Origin of the sequence: Sporichthya polymorpha DSM 43042, assembly GCF_000384115.1 — a bacterium.
Taxonomy (GTDB): Bacteria; Actinomycetota; Actinomycetes; order Sporichthyales; family Sporichthyaceae; genus Sporichthya; species Sporichthya polymorpha.
Window position 1 is genome coordinate 565,288 of sequence record NZ_KB913029.1, and the last position, 16,939, is coordinate 582,226.

Genomic DNA, 16,939 nt, shown 5'->3' on the forward strand with positions numbered 1-16,939 from the left:
TAGGCAGCAGTGTCCTTCATGCCCGGTTCATCGCGCGAATCGGGGGAGTTCAGGACCCGTTCGTCCGATCGGGGCCCGCCTCCCGCGCCGCCGCGGCCGCCTTCGCCGACTTCGAGTCCGGGCGCTTGCGCTCGACCCAGCCCTCGACGTTGCGCTGCTTGCCGCGGGCAACGGCCATCGCCCCGGGCGGGACGTCGGAGGTGATCACCGACCCCGCCGCCACGTACGCCCCGTCGTGCACCGTGACCGGCGCGACGAGCATCGTGTCGCAGCCCACGAAGGCGTGGTCGCCGACTCTCGTGCGGTTCTTGGTCTGCCCGTCGTAGTTCACGAAGATCGTCGCCGCGCCGATGTTGGTGCCGTCGCCGATGTCGCCGTCGCCGACGTAGGACAGGTGCGGGACCTTCGAGCCCATGCCGAGGTTGGAGTTCTTGACCTCGCAGAACGCGCCGACCTTGCTCTTCGCCGCGAGTTTCGTGCCCGGCCGCAGGAACGTGAACGGGCCGGTCGAGACGCCGGGGCCGATCTCGACGTCGGTCGCGTGGGTGGCGAGCACCGTCGCGTCCTCCCCCACCTCGACGTCGGTCAGCGTCGTGTTCGGCCCGACGACCGCGCCGGTGGCGATCCGGGTCCGGCCGTGCAGCTGGGTGTTCGGGGCGATCGTGACGTCCGGGGCGAGGGTGACCTCGACGTCGATCCACGTCGTCGCGGGGTCGACGATCGTGACGCCGGCGCGCATCCACTGCTCGCAGACCCGGTCGTTGAGCAGGCGGCGCAGGTGCGCGAGCTGGACGCGGTCGTTGATGCCGTGGATCTCGTTGAAGTCCTGCGCCGGCAGGGCGCCGACGCGGTGGCCGTCGGTGCGCAGGATCTCGAGGGTGTCGGTGAGGTACTCCTCGCCCTGGCTGTTGTCGGTGCGCAGCCGGCCGAGGGCGTCGCGCAGCAGGGCGCCGTCGAAGGCGTAGATGCCGGAGTTGATCTCGGCGATCTCGCGCTGGACCTCGGTGGCGTCCCGGTGCTCGACGATCGCGGTGACCGCCCCGCTCTCGTCACGGACCATGCGACCGTAGCCCGTCGGGTCCGGGACGATCGCGGTCAGCACGGTGGCGGCGTTGCCCTCGGCGGCGTGGTGGTCGAGCAGCGCCTGCAGGGTCTCGGTGCGCAGCAGCGGCACGTCGCCGCAGACGACGAGGACGGTGCCGGTGACGTCCGGGGCGCCGCCCTCGAGCGCGATGCGGACCGCGTGACCCGTGCCGTTGCGGGGCTCCTGGACGACCGGCACGGCGTCGGCGTCGATCTCACCGAGGTGCGCGGTGACGAGTTCCCGGCCGGAGCCGACGACGACGATCACGCGCTCGGGGTCGGTGCCCCGGGCGGCGGCCAGGGCGTGCCCGACGAGCGACCGCCCCCCGAGGGTGTGCATCACCTTCGGGGTCGACGACTTCATCCGGGTGCCTTCGCCGGCGGCGAGCACGATCACGGCGGCGGGCTTCACGGGGTCCTCCAGCGTCCGGTCAACTTGCTCCCGGGGGAGGATTCGAACCCCCATAAAGCGGACCAAAACCGCTTGTCCTGCCCTTAGACGACCCGGGATCGGCAGAGGTGAGGCTACTTGCTCGCGCGGAAGTCCGCGTTCTTCCCGGACCCGCGGACGGGCTTGGTGCCGTCGGGGGCGACCGTTTTCAGGGCGGGCTTGGCCTCGAGGTGGGCCAGGCCGTTCCAGGCGAGGTTGACGAGGTGAGCCGCCACGTCGGCCCGCTTCGGCTTGCGGACGTCGAGCCACCACTGCCCCGTCAGCGCGACCATGCCGACCAGCATCTGCGCGTACATCGGGGCGAGCTTCGGATCGAAGCCGCGGGCCTTGAACTGCGCGACCATGATGTGCTCGACCTGGCTGGCGACGTCGGAGATCAGGCTCGCGAAGCCGCCGGTGGACTGCGCGACCGGTGAGTCGCGGACGAGGATCCGGAACCCGTCGGTGTTGGTCTCGATGTACTCCAGCAGCGCGAGCGCGGCCTGCTCGGCGAGCTGCCGCGGGTTGCGGCTGGTCAGCGCGTTCGTCATGCGCTCGAGGAGGAGCTCGATCTCGCGGTCGACGACGACCGCGTAGAGGCCTTCCTTGCCACCGAAGTGCTCGTAGACGACCGGCTTGGAGACGCCGGCCTTCGCCGCGATCTCCTCGACCGAGGTGCCCTCGAACCCCTTCTCGGCGAACAGGCGACGGCCGACGTCGACGAGCTGGAGGCGGCGCTCCTTGCCCGACATCCGGGCACGGGTCGCCGCGCGCCCGTTCGAGTCGGAAGGTTCGGCCATGGGACCAGTCTGCCTAATTTCGGCCGACGAGCGTGCTCGACTCAGGTGGCGCGTCGGGCTTCGAGGCGCTTGGCGTCGGGCCACCGGACGTTCGAGGCCCAGCCCAGCCTCTCGAAGATCCAGATCAGGCGGGCACTGGTGTCGATCTGACCGCGGAGGACGCCGTGGCGAGCCGAGGTCGGGTCGGCGTGGTGCAGGTTGTGCCACGACTCGCCGAAGCTGAGGATCGCGAGCCACCAGACGTTGCCGGAACGGTCGCGGCTCTTGAACGGCCGGTTCCCCACGACGTGGCAGATCGAGTTGATCGACCAGGTGACGTGGTGCAGCAGCGCGACGCGGACCAGCGTCGCCCAGAAGAACGCGGACAGCGCGCCCTGCCAGGACATCGACCACAGGCCGCCGATCACCGCCGGCAGCAGGGTCGAGACCGCGACCCAGGTCGGGAAGTGGCGCGAGATCTTGACGATGTCGGGGTCGGCGAGCAGGTCCGGCGCGTACTTGCGGGCCGGCGTCTGCTCCTCGTCGAAGAGCCAACCGAGGTGGGCGTGGTACAGCCCGCGCATCAGCCCGCGGACGCCCTCGCCGTGGCCCCAGGGCGAGTGCGGGTCACCCTCGGAGTCGGAGAACTGGTGGTGCTTGCGGTGGTCGGCGACCCAGCGGATCAGCGGGCCCTCGATGGCCAGGCTGCCCATGATGCCGAGCGCGATGCGCAGCGGCCGCTTGGCGCGGAACGAGCCGTGCGTGAAGTAGCGGTGGTACCCGACGGTGATGCCGAATCCGGTGATGACGTAGAAGACGCCGGCGATGACGACATCGCGCCAGTGCAGCCCCCAGCCCCACATGACGGGGACGATCGCGGCGACCGCGAGAAGCGGCACGACGATGACGAGCCCCAGAACGGCCTGTTCGAGCCAACCCTTCCGTTCCGATCCCATCGTTCCCTTGACCTCGGGGGTCGGCGGAAGCAGCTGGGTTGTCGCCATGCAGAAGCTCGTTTCGTCGGGGACTGCTCGGTCGAAAGTGACCTACGTGTCCGTAGGTTACGGTTCGGGAGCTACCCACCGCACCCACTTGTGATGCGTCCCATCCGAACGGTGGATGAACCTTGCCCGTCCGGGCCGGATCGCTCTGATACGGACGTCGGCGCCTGCTCCGACCGCGTCGGCCGTTCGATCAGGCCGGGACGCGGGCGACGACGAAGATCCGCCGGAACGGGAACGTGACCGTCCCGTCGCTGTTCGGAGGGTACGCGGTGCGCAGAGCCGCTCCGTAGTCGGCGAGGAAGGCCTCGCGCGCTGCTTCGTCCCCCTCCAGCACCGCGAGCACCGGGCGCAACGCCGTCCCCCTCGTCCAGCGCAGCACCGGATCGGGCCCGTCGAGGCGGTGCAGGTAGGTGGTCTCCCAGACGTCCGGGCGGGCGCCGGCCGCGGCGAGGACGTCGGCGTAGCGGACGGGGGCCTCGACGGCCTCCCGGCGCTCGGGGATGCCGGCGAGGCGGTCGCGCCAGGCGGGGCTGCGGGTGGCCTCGCGGAGCAGGACGTGGCTCGGGGACTCGACGTTGCCGGGGACCTGGAAGGCCAGCGCGCCGCCGGGGGCGACGGTGCCCAGCCAGCCCGGGAGCCGGTCCAGGTGGTCCGGCAGCCACTGGAGCATCGCGTTGGAGAACCACACGTCGACGGGCTCGTCCGGGGCCCAGGTGGACGCGTCTGCGACCTCGTAGCGGCAGAGGGCGGCCCCGGGTTCGGCGAGCTCGGTCCGGGCCGCGGCGATCATCTCGGGCGAGGAGTCCGTGCCGAGGACGTCCGCGTCCGGCCAGCGGCGGGCGAGCAGCCGCGTCGAGGTGCCGGTGCCGCAGCCGAGGTCGACGACGCGGGCGGGCTGCTCGACGTCGACGGCCGCGAGCAGGTCGCGCGCGGGTCGGGTCCGCTCGTCGGCGTAGGTCAGGTAGGTCTGCGGGTCCCACATGGTGTCCTCCGCCGACCCACCGTGATCGACAACTCTCTTGATGTCAAGAAAATATCGTGGCTATATTCGGGTTCATGCAGGACGAGGTGGACCGGCTCGTCGCCGCGTGGCGACGCGAACGGCCGGACCTGGACACCCGGCCGCTGGAGGTGCTGAGCCGGGTGACCCGGCTCGCCCGCCACCTGGACCGGGCCCGCCGCAGCGCGTTCACCGAGCACAACCTCGAGGCGTGGGAGTTCGACGTCCTCTCCGCGCTCCGCCGTTCGGGTGAGCCGTACCAGCTCTCCCCCGGCGCGCTGCTGAACCAGACCCTCGTGACGTCCGGGACCATGACCAACCGGATCGACCGCCTCGCCGCGAAGGAACTCGTCCGCCGCGAGCCCGACCCCGCCGACCGCCGCGGCGTCCTCGTCGTCCTCACCCCCCAGGGCCGCGCCGTCGTCGACGACACCCTCACCGACCTCCTCGCCCACGAGCAGAAGCTCCTCGCCGGCCTCACCGACCGCCAGCGCGACCTCCTCGCCGACCTCCTCCGCGACCTCGTCGCCCCCTTCGACAATCCCGAGTGACCCCGCTTCACCGGCTGAGCCCCGCGCTTCACCAGCTGAGCCGCGCGCTTCACCGGCTGAGCCCTTCTTCACCGGCCCTGCCCGGCTGGTGAAGCAGGGTCCTGGCTGGTGAAGACGAGGCGCGAAAGCGGGGGTCAGCTGTCGGCGAGCTCGGCGGCGGAGAGCCACTGCTCCCCGAGGGAGGCCTTCTCGGCGGCGACCCGGTCGCGTCTGAGCCCGCTTCGGCCACACGCGCGCCAGCTTCACCGGCTGAGCCGCGCGCCTCACCAGCTGGGCCCTTCTTCACCGGCCCTGCCCGGCTGGTGAAGCAGGGTCCTGGCTGGTGAAGACGAGGCGCGAAAGCGGGGGTCAGCCGTCGGCGAGCTCGGCGGCGAGGAGCCACTGCTCCTCGAGGGAGGCCTTCTCGGCGGCGAGTTCGCGGAGGGTGCCGTCGAGCTCGGCGACCTTCGCGTAGTCGCTGGCGTGGGTCGCGAGCTGGTCGTGAAGGTCGGCCTCGGCGGCGGCGATCTTCTCCAGCCGGCGCTCGATGCGGGTCAGCTCCTTGCGGGCGGCGCGGGCGTCGGCGCCGGACGCGGCGGCCTTCGCGGGAACCGCGCTGTCGACGCCCGGCGCAGCGGCGGGCGCGGATGCGGCGGCGCGGAGGGCGAGGTACTCGTCGACGCCGCCCGGGAGCATGCGCAGCCGGGCGTCGCCGAGGAGGGCCTGGACGGTGTCGGTGGTCCGCTCGAGGAAGTAGCGGTCGTGGCTGACGACGAGGAGGGTGCCGGGCCAGCCGTCGAGGAGGTCCTCGAGCTGGGTGAGGGTCTCGATGTCGAGGTCGTTGGTGGGCTCGTCGAGGAACAGGACGTTGGGCTCGGTCATCAGCAGCCGCAGCAGCTGCAGCCGCCGGCGCTCACCGCCGGAGAGGTCGCCGACCGGGGCCCACTGCCGGTTCCCGGTGAACCCGAACCGCTCGAGCATCGAGGACGCGGTGTGCTCCTTCTTGCCGAGCGTGATGTATTTCGCGATCCGCTCGACGGAGGTCAGCACCCGCTCGGTCGGGTCGAGCTCGCCCACCTCCTGCGAGAGATGGGCCGCCTTCACCGTCACGCCGACCTTCACCGACCCCGACGCCGGGGACAGCTGCCCCAGCAGCAGGCGCACGAGCGAGGTCTTCCCGCTCCCGTTGACCCCGACGAGGCCGACCCGGTCGCCCGGGCCGAGGTTCCACGTCTGACGGTCCAACAGAATCTTGTCGCCGACCTTCAGCGTGACGTCGTGCAGCTCGTACGCGGTCCGGCCGAGGCGCGCGCTCGCGAACCGGACGAGCTCCTGCGAGTCCCGCGCCGGGGGCTCGCGCTCGATCAGCGCGTTCGCCGCGTCGATGCGGAACTTCGGCTTCGACGTCCGCGCCGGCGGGCCGCGCCGCAGCCAGGCCAACTCCTTGCGCGCGAGGTTCGCCGCGCGCTCCTCGGTCGCCTGCGCGACGCGCTGCCGCTCCGCCTTCGCGAGGACGTACGCCGCATACCCGCCCTCGTAGGCGTGGACCGCGCCGTCGGAGACCTCCCACGTCCGCGTGCAGACCGCGTCCAGGAACCACCGGTCGTGCGTCACGACGAGCAGCGCCTGCGGCGAGGAGGCGAGGTGCTCCGCGAGCCACGCGATGCCCTCGACGTCGAGGTGGTTGGTCGGCTCGTCGAGGACGAGCAGGTCCGGCGCGGCGATCAGCTCACGCGCGAGCGCGATCCGGCGCCGCTCACCGCCCGAGCACGGCCCGACGACCGTGTCGAGCCCCGCCGGGAAGGCCGGCAGCGACAGCCCACCGAACAGGCCGGAGAAGACCGCGCGCACGCGGGCGTCGCCCGCCCACTCGTGCTCGGGGCGATCGCCGACCACGACCTGACGGATCGTCAGCTCCGGGTCGAGGTTGTCCGCCTGCGACAGCACCGCGACGCGCAGCCCACCGGAGTGCGTGACGCGTCCGGTGTCGGGCTCCTCGACCTTCGACAGCACGCGCAGCAGCGTCGACTTGCCGGCGCCGTTGCGGCCGACGACACCGATCCGCTCCCCCGCCGCGAGGCCGAGGGAGACACCGTCGAGCAGCCGCGTCGGGCCGTAGGCCTTCGAGACGGCTTCGAGATTGACGAGGTTGCTCATGGTCGGACGCACTCGGTCACGTACGGAGCACCTTGGCGCCGGGGACGGGGCCGCCGGCCCGCTTCACGTCGCGGCACAGGCCCATCGCGGTCAGCCCGACGGCGACGTCGATCGCGGCCTCGGGCGAGCGGACCAGGAACGCGACCGTCGGGCCGCTGCCGGAGACGATCGCCCCGAGCGCGCCGAGTTCGGCCGCGGCGCCGAGGGTCTGGGCCAGGGCGGGCCGCAGCCCGACCGCGGCGTCCTGCAGGTCGTTGGACAGCGCGGCCCCGAGCGCCTTCGCGTCCCCGGAGCGCAGCGCCGCCATCAGCGCGTCGTCGACGGCCGGCTCCGGAACCTCGACACCCGCGGCATGGCGCAGCCGGTCACACTCGGCGTACACCGTCGGCGTCGACAGGCCCTCGGCCGCGACCGCGAGCACCCAGTGGAACTCCCCGCGCCCGAGCACCGGCGAGAGCAGCGTCCCGCGTCCGGTGCCGATCGCCGTCCCGCCGAGCAGCGCGAACGGGACGTCCGACCCCAGCGTCGCCGCGATCCCGGCGAGCTCCTCGCGGGAGAGCGCGGTGCCCCACAGCGCGTCGCAGGCGACGAGCGTCGCGGCCGCGTCGGCGCTGCCGCCGGCGAGCCCGGCCGCGACGGGGATGCGCTTCACCAGGCGCAGGTGCACGCCCTCAGCGATCCCGGTCGCCTCGGCGAGGGCGTTCGCGGCGCGCACGGCGAGGTTGCCCTCGTCGAGCGGGACCTCGGGGTCGGGTTCGGCGAGCGTGACCGCGATGTCCTCGGCGGGCTCGGCGATGACGTCGTCGTAGAGACCGACGGCGTGGAAGACCGTCGCGAGGTCGTGGTACCCGTCCTCGCGCAGGGGGCCGACCGCGAGCTGGAGGTTGACCTTCGCCGGGGCGCGCACGGTCACGCTCTGCCGCACGCTGGTCCTCCCCTCCTCGGGAGGCGGACTACCCCCCGGCGCTCAACCTAGTGCGGCCCGACCCTACGGGCGCGGCCTGTGGGCGGCGATGCGGGCGAAGTCACCCACGTCGAGGGCCTCCCCGCGGGCGGTGGGGTCGACGCCCGCGGCCTCGAGCGCGGCGGTCGCGGCGGCGGACGACCCGGCCCACCCCGCGAGCGCGGCGCGCAGCATCTTGCGCCGTTGCGCGAAGGCGGCGTCGATCACCGCGAACGTCTCGGCGCGGTCGGCGGCCGGGGGCTCGCGCCGCCGCAGCAGCACCAACCCGGACTCGACCCGCGGCGCCGGCCAGAACACCGCCGCCCCCACCGAACCGGCCCGGCTGACCTCGGCGTACCAGCGCGCCTTCACCGACGGGACGCCGTAGACGCGGCTGCCGGGCGTCGCGGCGAGCCGCTCGGCCACCTCGGCCTGGACCATCACCAGCGCCCGCGCGAGCGACGGGAACGTCTCCAGCGCGTGCAGCAGCACCGGCACCGCGACGTTGTAGGGCAGGTTCGCGACCAGCGCGGTCGGCTCCGCGGGCAGGTCGGCCGCGGCGACCCGTAGCGCGTCCGCGCAGACGACGTCGAGACGGTCGGCCCGCTCCGGCGCCTGCGCCGCCACCGTCCCCGGCAGCGCGGCGGCCAGGCGCGGGTCGATCTCGACGGCGACGACGCGCGCGGCGGCCGGCAGCAGGGCGAGCGTCAGCGACCCGAGGCCGGGGCCCACCTCCAGCACCACGTCGGACGGCCCGACCTCGGCGACGCGCACGATGCGCCGCACCGTGTTCGGGTCGATGACGAAGTTCTGCCCGAGGGTCTTCGTGGGGCTGATCCCGTGCTCGGCAGCGAGCGCGCGGATCTGTGCGGGCCCCAGCAGGCCGTCGCTCACGTGCGCTCCGATCCCCGTACGTTTCCCTCATGCCTGCAGACGCGCCCACCATTCTGGCGACCAGCGGCGGCCTCCAGCTCGGCCACCGCACCCGGTACGAGTTCTCGCCGCTCACGGAGTACGCCGTCGAGCTGTCCGGGGTGGCCGGCCGGGCGCCGCGGATCTGCCTGCTCACGACCGCCCTCGGCGACGACCGCGCGATGCTGACCCTGCTCTACGAGGCCGCGCAGGTCGCCGGCTGGGTGCCCAGTCATCTCGCGCTGTTCCCGATGCCGAACGTCCCGGACATTTCCGCGCACCTGCTCGCCCAGGACGTGATCTGGGTCGGCGGCGGCAGCGCCGCGGGCCTGCTGGCGATGTGGCGCCTGCACGGCGTCGACGTCGCGATGCGGACGGCCTGGGAGGCCGGCGTGGTGCTCACCGGCGTCAGCGCGGGCTCGCTGTGCTGGCACGTCGGCGGGACGACCGACTCGTTCGGCCCGGACCTGCGTCCGGTCACGAACGGCCTCGCCCTGCTGCCGTTCTCCAACGGCGTCCACTACGACTCCGAGTCCCAGCGCCGTCCGCTGTTCCACCGCCTCGTCGCCGACGGGACGCTGCCGGACGGCTACGCGACCTCCGACGGCGCCGGTCTGCTCTACCGGGGCACCGAGTTCGTCGAGGCCCTGATCGAACGCGACGACGCGGCCGCCTACTCCGTTGCGGGAGTGAACGGCCGCGCCGTGGAGACGCCGTTGGACGTGCGTCGGCTCTAGCTTTCTGACAGGGCCTCAGGAGAAGAGGCGGCGGCCGCACACGGGCCAGGGGCTCGCGCCGCGCTCCTTGTAGAGGAGTTGGGCCCGGTAGGTCTGCTCACGCGGCGGGGCCTGGTGCGGGAGGCCGGAGCCTCCGACCGAGCGCCACGTGGGGGCGTTGAACTGGTAGAGCCCGTAGTACGGACCGGCCGGGTTCACCGCACGCGGGTTCCCGCCCGACTCGCACTCCGCGAGCGCGGCCCAGTTCAGGTTCTCGGCGCCGGTGCGGCCGTACTGGCCTGCCTTGGTGCCGATGCGCACGACCTGCTCGACCGGCTCCTTGAGAACCCGGCTGGAGACGGTGTCGCGCTTGGCGACCTTGCCGTCCTTGCTGATCAGGTCGAGCGTCAGCTCCTTGACGCCCTTGACGCCCTTCTTCACGACCTTCGTCTCGCCGAAGTACATCGTGCGGTCCTTGATCTCGCGGACCTTGAAGGGGATGTCGACCTTCACCGTGATGCGGCGCGAGTCGACGCGGACGACGCGGATCGTCGAGCCGTCCTTCGGAGCGGCGTCGAGCTTCGGGCCGACCTCGTCGAGCGCACCGAGCGAGATGCCGGCCTCGAGGAGAACCTGGCGGACGCTCGTCGCGACCGTCGAGAGCTCGCGGGTCTTGCCGTCCGCGACGACGGTGACGTCACGCGGGGTGAGGACGCGGAGCTTGAGGCCCTCGCGGCCGATCGCGGAGGACCGCGACGCGGAGACGTACATGTTGTCGTCGCGCAGACCCAGCTCGCCGAGAGCGGCGTCGACGCTGGTCGCCGTGACCCACACGCGACGGGTGGCGCCGTCGACCTCGAGGTCGATCGGGCGGCCGAACCGGATCGCGATGCGCTGGCCCTCCGCGACCGGACGGTCGAGCGGGGGAACCACGACGTCGTGCTCAGTGACCTGAATGCCCTCGCGCTCGAGGACTCCGGCGACGGTGCCGGCGAAGGTGTGCACCTTCTTCGTCTCACCGTCGACGGTCAGCTCGATGGTCTTGTCGAAGCTGACGAAAGCCGTCACACCCACGACCATCGCGGCCACGATCGCCGCGTGAATGGCCCACTGACGACGACGCCGCACCTTTCGGCCGGGCGACGACGGCATCTGCGCGGGGGCAGACGTCGGCTCAGATGTATGCACGGTGCTCCAGACGTCGAGCTACCCGGGCACGGTGGTCCCGGTTCCACTCGGCCCCGCCGGCCTCGGCGCGGACGCCGGTACCGGGGTGGGAGGGGCTCTGCGATCCCGGGCCAGTACTCCGATCCCGGCCACTGAGCGCAGGACGATAAGCACCGACTTCGCTGCCTGGCAAACCGCTGAGAGCCCTCTCCCGGCGGTTCGGCGCGCGAAAACGGCGCTCCTGGCGACGAGTCATGTGCACGACGTTACGAGTTGGTCGCGGGCGTGTCCGAGGCGCTCAGAACACAATTCCCCTGGACTTTGCGTGTCTTTGGTTCTTGATCGACACCAAAGGCAAGTCCGATTCGGGTCTTTTGTTGACCTTCGGACCTGGGGAAAACGGTGCGAGATACCTCACGCGGGCAATTCGGCCGAACGGGCCCAATTCGCCTCGCGCGACACGCCCGAGCCGACCGTCAGAACGGGCCGAACATCCGCTCCGTCGTGGCCGCGAGGGCCACGCCGAGCTCGTTGGGGTCCTCGCCCCTGACCTGCGCCATCGCCCGCACCGTCAAGGGAATCAGGTACGGCGCGTTGGGCCGGCCGCGGAACGGCAGCGGGGTCAGGAACGGGGCGTCGGTCTCGACCAGGAGCAGGTCCCGCGGGGCGAAGGCCAGCGCGTCCCGCAGGTACTGGTTCGCCTTGTACGTGACATTGCCTGCGAACGACAGAACGTAGCCCGCGTCCGCGCACGTGCGCGCCATGCCGACGTCGCCGGAGTAGCAGTGGAAGACGACACGCTCCGGAGCGCCTTCCTCACGCAGGATGCGCAAGACATCTGAGTGGGCGTCACGATCGTGGATCACCAGGGTTTTGTCGTGCCGCTTGGCGATCTCGATGTGCCGGCGGAACGACTCCTGCTGCAGCGCGTGGTTGTTCTCGCCCTCGGTGCGGAAGTAGTCGAGCCCGGTCTCGCCGATCCCCCGTACCTCCGGCCGCGCCGCCAGGGCGTCGATCTCGGCAAGAGCGGCGTCGAGGTCCGCCAGGCGCGGGGCCTCGTTGGGGTGCAGCGCGACCGTGGCCCACACCGCGTCGTGCTCGGCCGCGACGTCCGCCGCCCAGTGCGAGGACGGGACGTCGATGCCGATCTGGATCAGCGTCGGGACGCCGACCGCGGTCGCGGCCGCGACCGCGGCGCCGACGTCGGGCTCCTGCAGGTCCAGGTGCGTGTGCGCGTCGGGCACCGGAACCTCGAGCGGCTCCGGGGCGGGCGGTGCTGCGTCGGTGTTCTCCTTGCCGTCCCGGCGTTGCCGCTGCGCCATTACTCGCCGCCCATCACATGTCAGCTGCCAGGCGCGCGAGTTCCTCGTCCACGATCGACGGGTCGAGCTTCGTGAAGATCGGCTTCGGCGGCTCGAGCCTGGTGCCGGCGGCAATCGGGCGCGACGCCCAGACCGCGGACGCGGACGTGTAGTCCCCGCGCAGCACCGAATAGTCGTCGTTGCCCTCCTCGGACACCTCGTCGATGCGGGGCGTCGGCGCCCAGACGTCGGAGTTGCCGAGCAGCTCGTGGACCTTCTGCGAGCTGTGCGGGAGGAACGGCGTCAGCAGCGCCTTGCAGTCGTCGACCAACTGGAGCGCGGTGTGGAGGATCGTGGCCTGGCGAGCCCTGTTCTCCTCGCCCTCCTTGAGCTTCCACGGCGCGGTGTCCGACAGGTACTTGTTCGCGGCCGCGACGACCGTCATCGCCTCGGAAATCGCCGCCTTCTGCCGCGACCGGTTGAGCAGGTCGCCGACGGGACCGAACGCGGCCTTCGCGGTCGCGAGAACCTCGCGGTCGACGTCGAGGAGCTCACCGGGCTGCGGGATCTCGCCGAAGTTCTTCGCGGCCATCGAGATCGAGCGGTTGACCAGGTTCCCCCAACCCGCGACGAGCTCGTCGTTGTTGCGGCGCAGGAACTCGTCCCAGGTGAAGTTGGTGTCAGAAGTCTCCGGCCCGGCGACGGCGAGGTAGTACCGCAGCGCGTCGGCGTCGTACCGGGCGAGGAAGTCCTTGACGAAGATGACGATCGAGCGCGAGGAGGAGAACTTCTTGCCCTCCATCGTCAGGTACTCGCTCGAGACGACCTCGCTCGGCAGGTTGAGCGCACCGAGCTCGCCCGGCGTGCCGCCCTGATCGCCCCGGCCCGAGTAGCCGAGCAGCAGCGCCGGCCAGATCACCGAGTGGAAGACGACGTTGTCCTTGCCCATGAAGTAGTAGGCCTCGGCGTCCGGGTTGTGCCACCAGGCCTTCCACGCGTCCGGGTCGCCGGAACGGCGCGCCCACTCGACGCTCGCCGACAGGTAGCCGATGACCGCGTCGAACCAGACGTAGAGGCGCTTGTCGTTGCGGTCGCGCCAGCCGTCGAGCGGGACCGGCACGCCCCAGTCGATGTCGCGGGTGATCGCGCGCGGGCGCAGGTCGTCGACCAGGTTGAGGCTGAACTTCAGGACGTTGGGACGCCAGTCCCCGCCCTTGGACTGCAGCCACGACCCGAGCGCGTTCGCGAACGCGGGCAGGTCGAGGAAGTAGTGCTCCTCCTCGACGAACCGCGGCGTCTCCCCGTTGATCTTGCTGACCGGGTTGATCAGGTCGGCCGGGTCGAGCTGGTTGCCGCAGTTGTCGCACTGGTCGCCGCGCGCGCCGTCGTACCCGCAGATCGGGCAGGTGCCCTCGATGTAGCGGTCGGGCAGCGTCCGGCCGGTCGACGGCGAGACCGCGCCCATCATCGTCTTCGGGATGACGTAGCCGTTGCGGTGCAGCCCGAGGAAGATCTCCTGCGCGATCGCGTAGTGGTTGCGCGTGCTCGTCCGCGTGAAGAGGTCGTAGGTCAGCCCGAGGCCGCGCAGGTCCTCGGTGATGACCTTGTTGTAGCGGTCCGCGAGACCCTTGGGGCTGAGCCCTTCCTTGTCCGCCGCGACCAGGATCGGCGTCCCGTGCTCGTCCGTCCCGCTCACCATCAGGACGTTGTTCCCGGCCATCCGCTGGTACCGGCTGAAGACGTCCGACGGGACGCCGAACCCGGCGACGTGTCCGATGTGCCGCGGTCCGCTCGCGTACGGCCACGCGACCGCGGTGAGGATGTGACGGGGGGAAGCCATGCGTCGATCCTAGGCGCGGACCGCCACCCCTTTTCCTCGCGGGATGACGTCCCCGGCGCGCCCCTTGTCAGCCCGCTCCGGGGCCGACACCCACCCCCTGCGGGACGTCATCCCGGGGTGGTTCGGCCCGGCCCGGCCCGTCCCGTCCCCGTCCCCGTCCCCGTCCCCGTCCCCGTCCCCGTCCCCGTCCCCGTCCCCGTCCCGATCTTCTGCGGCGCGGCGCGCCTATCGAGGCCCCGGGATGGGCGCGGCGCGCAGGAGAAGTAGGGGGTCGGGGTCGACTTCTGTGGCGCGGCGCGCCTATCAACGCCCCGCGAAGGGCGCGGCGCGCAGGAGAAGTTGGGGGTCGGGGCCGACTTCTGCGGCGCGGCGCGCCTATCGAGGCCCCGCGAAGGGCGCGGCGCGCAGGAGAAGTTGGTCAGGAGCGCGCGCGCTTGGCGGCGACGACGGCGTCGAAGACCTCGCGCTTGGGGAGGCCGGCCGAGGCGGCGACGGCGGCGATCGCCTCCTTGCGGGTCTCGCCGGCGGCCTCGCGATCGGCGACGCGGGCCGCGAGTTCGGCGGGCGCGACGGCGCCGGCCTCGGCCGGGGGCGCGCCGGCGACGACGACGGTGATCTCGCCCTTGACCCCGTCGGCGGCCCAGGCGGCGAGGTCGGCGAGGCCACCGCGGCGCACCTCCTCGTAGGTCTTGGTCAGCTCCCGGCAGACCGCGGCCGGGCGGTCGGCGCCGAAGGCCTCGGCCATCGCGGCGAGCGACTCGGCGAGGCGGTGCGGCGCCTCGAAGTAGACCGACGTCCGCGGCTCGGTCGCGAGCTCGGCGAGCCGGGCCCGCCGCTCCCCCGCCTTGCGCGGCAGGAATCCCTCGAAGCAGAACCGGTCGACGGGGAGCCCCGACACCGCGAGCGCCGCCAGGACCGCGGACGGCCCCGGCACGACCGTCACCCGGACCCCGGCGGTCACGGCCGCGGCCACGAGCCGGAACCCCGGGTCGGAGACCGACGGCATCCCGGCGTCGGTCACGAGCAGGACCCGCGCGCCGGCGGTCAGGGCCTCGAGCAGCTCCGGCGTCCGCCCGGCCTCGTTGCCCTCGAAGTAGGAGACGACCCGGCCCCGGACCTCGACCCCGAGCCCCGCGGCGAGCCGACGCAACCGGCGCGTGTCCTCGGCCGCGACGACGTCTGCGCTCCCGAGCTCGGTCACGAGCCGCGGCGCCGCGTCCGCGTAGTCACCGATCGGCGTCCCCGCGAGCACCAGCACCCCGCCCGCGTCCACCTCGCCCGAGTCCGCGCCGCCCTGTCCCGTCACGGCCCCATCCTCCCGCCCGGTGACCTCGCACTCCGCTCATGCATGAGCGGGGAGTCGAAATTCGGACATCGCGAGGGCGAATTTCGACCACCCAGTCATGGAGGAGCCACCACCCGCTCATGCATGAGCAGAGCGACGGCGCGGCGGGGCGGAACAGCGACGGCGCGGCGGGGGCGGCGCGGGGGCGCGGGGCGGAGGACGGGGCTCCCTACGATCTTGGCCGTGAGCACGCCAGGGGGCCCCGCGCGGGTGCGGGGGTCCCTCGGGCCGATGCCGACCGGGCTCTGGGCGTGGCTGGGGCCGCTGCTGGTGACGGTGTTCGGGGGGTTCCTGCGGTTCTGGAACCTCGGCCGGCCGAACGCGGTGGTCTTCGACGAGACGTACTACGTCAAGGACTCGTGGTCGATCCTCAACCACGGCTACGAGCGGGCGTACGTCCGGAACGCGGACGCGAAGCTCGTCGAGGGCAGCGAGGAGATCCTGCTCGACCGGGCGACGTTCATCGTCCACCCGCCGGTCGGGAAGTGGGTGATCGCGCTCGGGGAGAAGGTCGGCGGCCTGGACGCGGTGGGCTGGCGGCTCGGGGTCGCGGTCATCGGGACGGCGTCGATCTTCCTCATCGCCCGGGTCGGGATCCGGCTGACGCGTTCGATCGTGCTCGGCTGCCTGGCGGGGTTCCTGCTCGCGGTCGACGGGCTCGCGGTCGTGATGAGCCGGACGGCCCTGCTCGACGGCAGCCTCTCCTTCTTCCTCCTCGCGGCGTTCGCGTGCCTGCTCGTCGACCGCGATCACGCGTTCGAACGCGCCCAACGCCTCGTCGACCGGGGCAAGGCCGGGGAACGCCTTCGCCTCGGCGTCCGGCCCTGGCGGATCGCGGCCGGCCTGTGCTGCGGCCTCGCGGTCGGCACGAAGTGGAGCGCGCTCCCGTTTCTCGCGGTCTTCGGGATCCTCGCCGTCCTCTGGGACCGCAGCGCCCGCGCCGTCGCGGGCGAGCCGAAGCCGCTGCGCTCGATGCTCCGGCGCGACGCGGTCCCGGCGTTCGTCTCGCTCGTCGGGCTGTCGGCGGTCGTGTACGTCGTCAGCTGGTCCGGCTGGCTCGCGACCGGCGGCGGCTGGTCACGCCAGTGGGCGTCCGACCGCGACACCGCATTCCCCTTCATCCCGGACGCGATCCGCTCGCTGTGGCACTACCACGACGAGATGAAGGTCTTCCACACGAATCTGACGGACGATCACCCGTACGAGTCCCACCCCTGGGGCTGGCTCGTCCTCGCCCGGCCGGTCGCGTACTGGTCCGAGGACGACGATCTGGGCGAGCACGGCTGCGAGGCGCGGCGCTGTGTCCGCGAGGTCCTCGGCATCGGGACGCCGATGCTCTGGTGGGCCGCCACCGCCGCCCTGGTCTGGCTGATCTGGCGCTGGGCCGGCGCGCGGGACTGGCGCGCCGGCGCGGTCCTCGGCGGCATCGCGGCCGGCTGGCTCCCGTGGTTCCGGTACGAGGACCGCCCGATGTTCTTCTTCTACGCGATCTCGTTCCTGCCGTACCTCGTCCTCGGCCTGACGATGGCGCTCGGCGCGCTCGTCGGCCCCGCCCCCGGGGTCGGGGCGAGCAAGCGGGAACGCCGCCGGCGCCAGCTCGGCGCCTGGGCCGCCGGGGCGCTGGTGCTGCTGATCGTCGGAAACTTCTTCTACCTGTATCCGCTGCTCACCGGCGGCTCCCTGCCGCGCGGCGAGTGGTTGGACCGGATGTGGTTCAAGACCTGGATCTAGA

At 72.2% G+C, this 16,939-nt stretch carries 14 protein-coding genes and 1 tRNA gene; 3 read left to right on the plus strand and 12 right to left on the minus strand.

The features are described from left to right. Positions 1 to 49: 49 nt before the first annotated feature. The 5 genes from glmU to SPOPO_RS0102835 all read right to left on the minus strand — a co-directional run bounded on the left by glmU (position 50) and on the right by SPOPO_RS0102835 (position 4,278). Positions 50 to 1,495, minus strand: a complete 1,446-nt coding sequence (glmU, locus tag SPOPO_RS0102815) for a bifunctional UDP-N-acetylglucosamine diphosphorylase/glucosamine-1-phosphate N-acetyltransferase GlmU (protein ID WP_033384880.1) — start codon at positions 1,493 to 1,495, stop codon at positions 50 to 52. 27 nt (positions 1,496 to 1,522) lie between these two features. Continuing rightward, positions 1,523 to 1,593, minus strand: a tRNA-Gln gene (locus SPOPO_RS0102820). A gap of 15 nt (positions 1,594 to 1,608) precedes the next feature. Beyond that, positions 1,609 to 2,313: a TetR/AcrR family transcriptional regulator gene (locus tag SPOPO_RS0102825; protein WP_019873263.1), complete on the minus strand. Its 705-nt coding sequence runs from the start codon at positions 2,311 to 2,313 to the stop codon at positions 1,609 to 1,611. Positions 2,314 to 2,354: 41 nt separating this feature from the next. Further along, positions 2,355 to 3,296: an acyl-CoA desaturase gene (locus tag SPOPO_RS0102830; protein WP_019873264.1), complete on the minus strand. Its 942-nt coding sequence runs from the start codon at positions 3,294 to 3,296 to the stop codon at positions 2,355 to 2,357. A 190-nt stretch (positions 3,297 to 3,486) separates the two neighbouring features. Continuing rightward, positions 3,487 to 4,278, minus strand: a complete 792-nt coding sequence (locus tag SPOPO_RS0102835; protein WP_019873265.1) for a trans-aconitate 2-methyltransferase — start codon at positions 4,276 to 4,278, stop codon at positions 3,487 to 3,489. Between the two features lie 74 nt (positions 4,279 to 4,352). On the opposite strand from SPOPO_RS0102835, the gene SPOPO_RS0102840 reads away from it, so the two are divergent. After that, positions 4,353 to 4,847, plus strand: coding sequence for a MarR family winged helix-turn-helix transcriptional regulator (locus tag SPOPO_RS0102840; protein WP_019873266.1), 495 nt, complete (start codon positions 4,353 to 4,355; stop codon positions 4,845 to 4,847). A gap of 348 nt (positions 4,848 to 5,195) precedes the next feature. On the opposite strand, the gene SPOPO_RS0102845 is transcribed toward SPOPO_RS0102840, so the two are convergent. The 3 genes from SPOPO_RS0102845 to rsmA all read right to left on the minus strand — a co-directional run bounded on the left by SPOPO_RS0102845 (position 5,196) and on the right by rsmA (position 8,820). After that, positions 5,196 to 6,983 carry an ABC-F family ATP-binding cassette domain-containing protein gene (locus SPOPO_RS0102845; RefSeq protein ID WP_019873267.1) on the minus strand — a complete coding sequence of 596 codons (1,788 nt, stop codon included), beginning with the start codon at positions 6,981 to 6,983 and terminating at the stop codon, positions 5,196 to 5,198. A 16-nt stretch (positions 6,984 to 6,999) separates the two neighbouring features. Continuing rightward, positions 7,000 to 7,908 carry a 4-(cytidine 5'-diphospho)-2-C-methyl-D-erythritol kinase gene (locus tag SPOPO_RS0102850; RefSeq protein ID WP_019873268.1) on the minus strand — a complete coding sequence of 303 codons (909 nt, stop codon included), beginning with the start codon at positions 7,906 to 7,908 and terminating at the stop codon, positions 7,000 to 7,002. Between the two features lie 63 nt (positions 7,909 to 7,971). Beyond that, the gene (rsmA, locus tag SPOPO_RS0102855; protein ID WP_019873269.1) at positions 7,972 to 8,820 is read right to left on the minus strand and encodes a 16S rRNA (adenine(1518)-N(6)/adenine(1519)-N(6))-dimethyltransferase RsmA; all 849 of its coding nucleotides are present in this window, start codon (positions 8,818 to 8,820) and stop codon (positions 7,972 to 7,974) included. Between the two features lie 29 nt (positions 8,821 to 8,849). Here rsmA and SPOPO_RS0102860 point away from each other — a divergent pair, with 29 nt between their 5' ends. Then, positions 8,850 to 9,575 (plus strand): Type 1 glutamine amidotransferase-like domain-containing protein, encoded by a 726-nt coding sequence (locus SPOPO_RS0102860; protein ID WP_019873270.1) that lies wholly within the window; start codon positions 8,850 to 8,852, stop codon positions 9,573 to 9,575. 15 nt (positions 9,576 to 9,590) lie between these two features. On the opposite strand, the gene SPOPO_RS0102865 is transcribed toward SPOPO_RS0102860, so the two are convergent. The 4 genes from SPOPO_RS0102865 to rsmI all read right to left on the minus strand — a co-directional run bounded on the left by SPOPO_RS0102865 (position 9,591) and on the right by rsmI (position 15,168). After that, the gene (locus tag SPOPO_RS0102865) at positions 9,591 to 10,622 is read right to left on the minus strand and encodes a resuscitation-promoting factor (protein ID WP_169577147.1); all 1,032 of its coding nucleotides are present in this window, start codon (positions 10,620 to 10,622) and stop codon (positions 9,591 to 9,593) included. Between the two features lie 575 nt (positions 10,623 to 11,197). Beyond that, positions 11,198 to 12,043: a TatD family hydrolase gene (locus tag SPOPO_RS0102870; protein WP_019873272.1), complete on the minus strand. Its 846-nt coding sequence runs from the start codon at positions 12,041 to 12,043 to the stop codon at positions 11,198 to 11,200. Between the two features lie 13 nt (positions 12,044 to 12,056). Then, the gene (metG, locus tag SPOPO_RS0102875) at positions 12,057 to 13,862 is read right to left on the minus strand and encodes a methionine--tRNA ligase (RefSeq protein ID WP_019873273.1); all 1,806 of its coding nucleotides are present in this window, start codon (positions 13,860 to 13,862) and stop codon (positions 12,057 to 12,059) included. Between the two features lie 418 nt (positions 13,863 to 14,280). Further along, complete coding sequence (gene rsmI / locus SPOPO_RS0102880; protein WP_019873274.1) at positions 14,281 to 15,168, minus strand: 16S rRNA (cytidine(1402)-2'-O)-methyltransferase; 888 nt, start codon at positions 15,166 to 15,168, stop codon at positions 14,281 to 14,283. 222 nt (positions 15,169 to 15,390) lie between these two features. On the opposite strand from rsmI, the gene SPOPO_RS0102885 reads away from it, so the two are divergent. Continuing rightward, complete coding sequence (locus SPOPO_RS0102885; RefSeq protein WP_211210840.1) at positions 15,391 to 16,938, plus strand: dolichyl-phosphate-mannose--protein mannosyltransferase; 1,548 nt, start codon at positions 15,391 to 15,393, stop codon at positions 16,936 to 16,938. Position 16,939 lies beyond the last annotated feature (1 nt).

What these genes read in the sequence shown, in the direction of transcription:
- SPOPO_RS0102825 (WP_019873263.1), bottom strand. Translation starts at nt 2,313, where the DNA reads ATGGCCGAACCTTCCGACTCGAACGGGCGCGCGGCGACCCGTGCCCGG.
- SPOPO_RS0102830 (WP_019873264.1), bottom strand. Translation starts at nt 3,296, where the DNA reads ATGGCGACAACCCAGCTGCTTCCGCCGACCCCCGAGGTCAAGGGAACG.
- SPOPO_RS0102835 (WP_019873265.1), bottom strand. Translation starts at nt 4,278, where the DNA reads ATGTGGGACCCGCAGACCTACCTGACCTACGCCGACGAGCGGACCCGA.
- SPOPO_RS0102840 (WP_019873266.1), top strand. Translation starts at nt 4,353, where the DNA reads ATGCAGGACGAGGTGGACCGGCTCGTCGCCGCGTGGCGACGCGAACGG.
- SPOPO_RS0102845 (WP_019873267.1), bottom strand. Translation starts at nt 6,983, where the DNA reads ATGAGCAACCTCGTCAATCTCGAAGCCGTCTCGAAGGCCTACGGCCCG.
- SPOPO_RS0102860 (WP_019873270.1), top strand. Translation starts at nt 8,850, where the DNA reads ATGCCTGCAGACGCGCCCACCATTCTGGCGACCAGCGGCGGCCTCCAG.
- SPOPO_RS0102870 (WP_019873272.1), bottom strand. Translation starts at nt 12,043, where the DNA reads ATGGCGCAGCGGCAACGCCGGGACGGCAAGGAGAACACCGACGCAGCA.
- metG (WP_019873273.1), bottom strand. Translation starts at nt 13,862, where the DNA reads ATGGCTTCCCCCCGTCACATCCTCACCGCGGTCGCGTGGCCGTACGCG.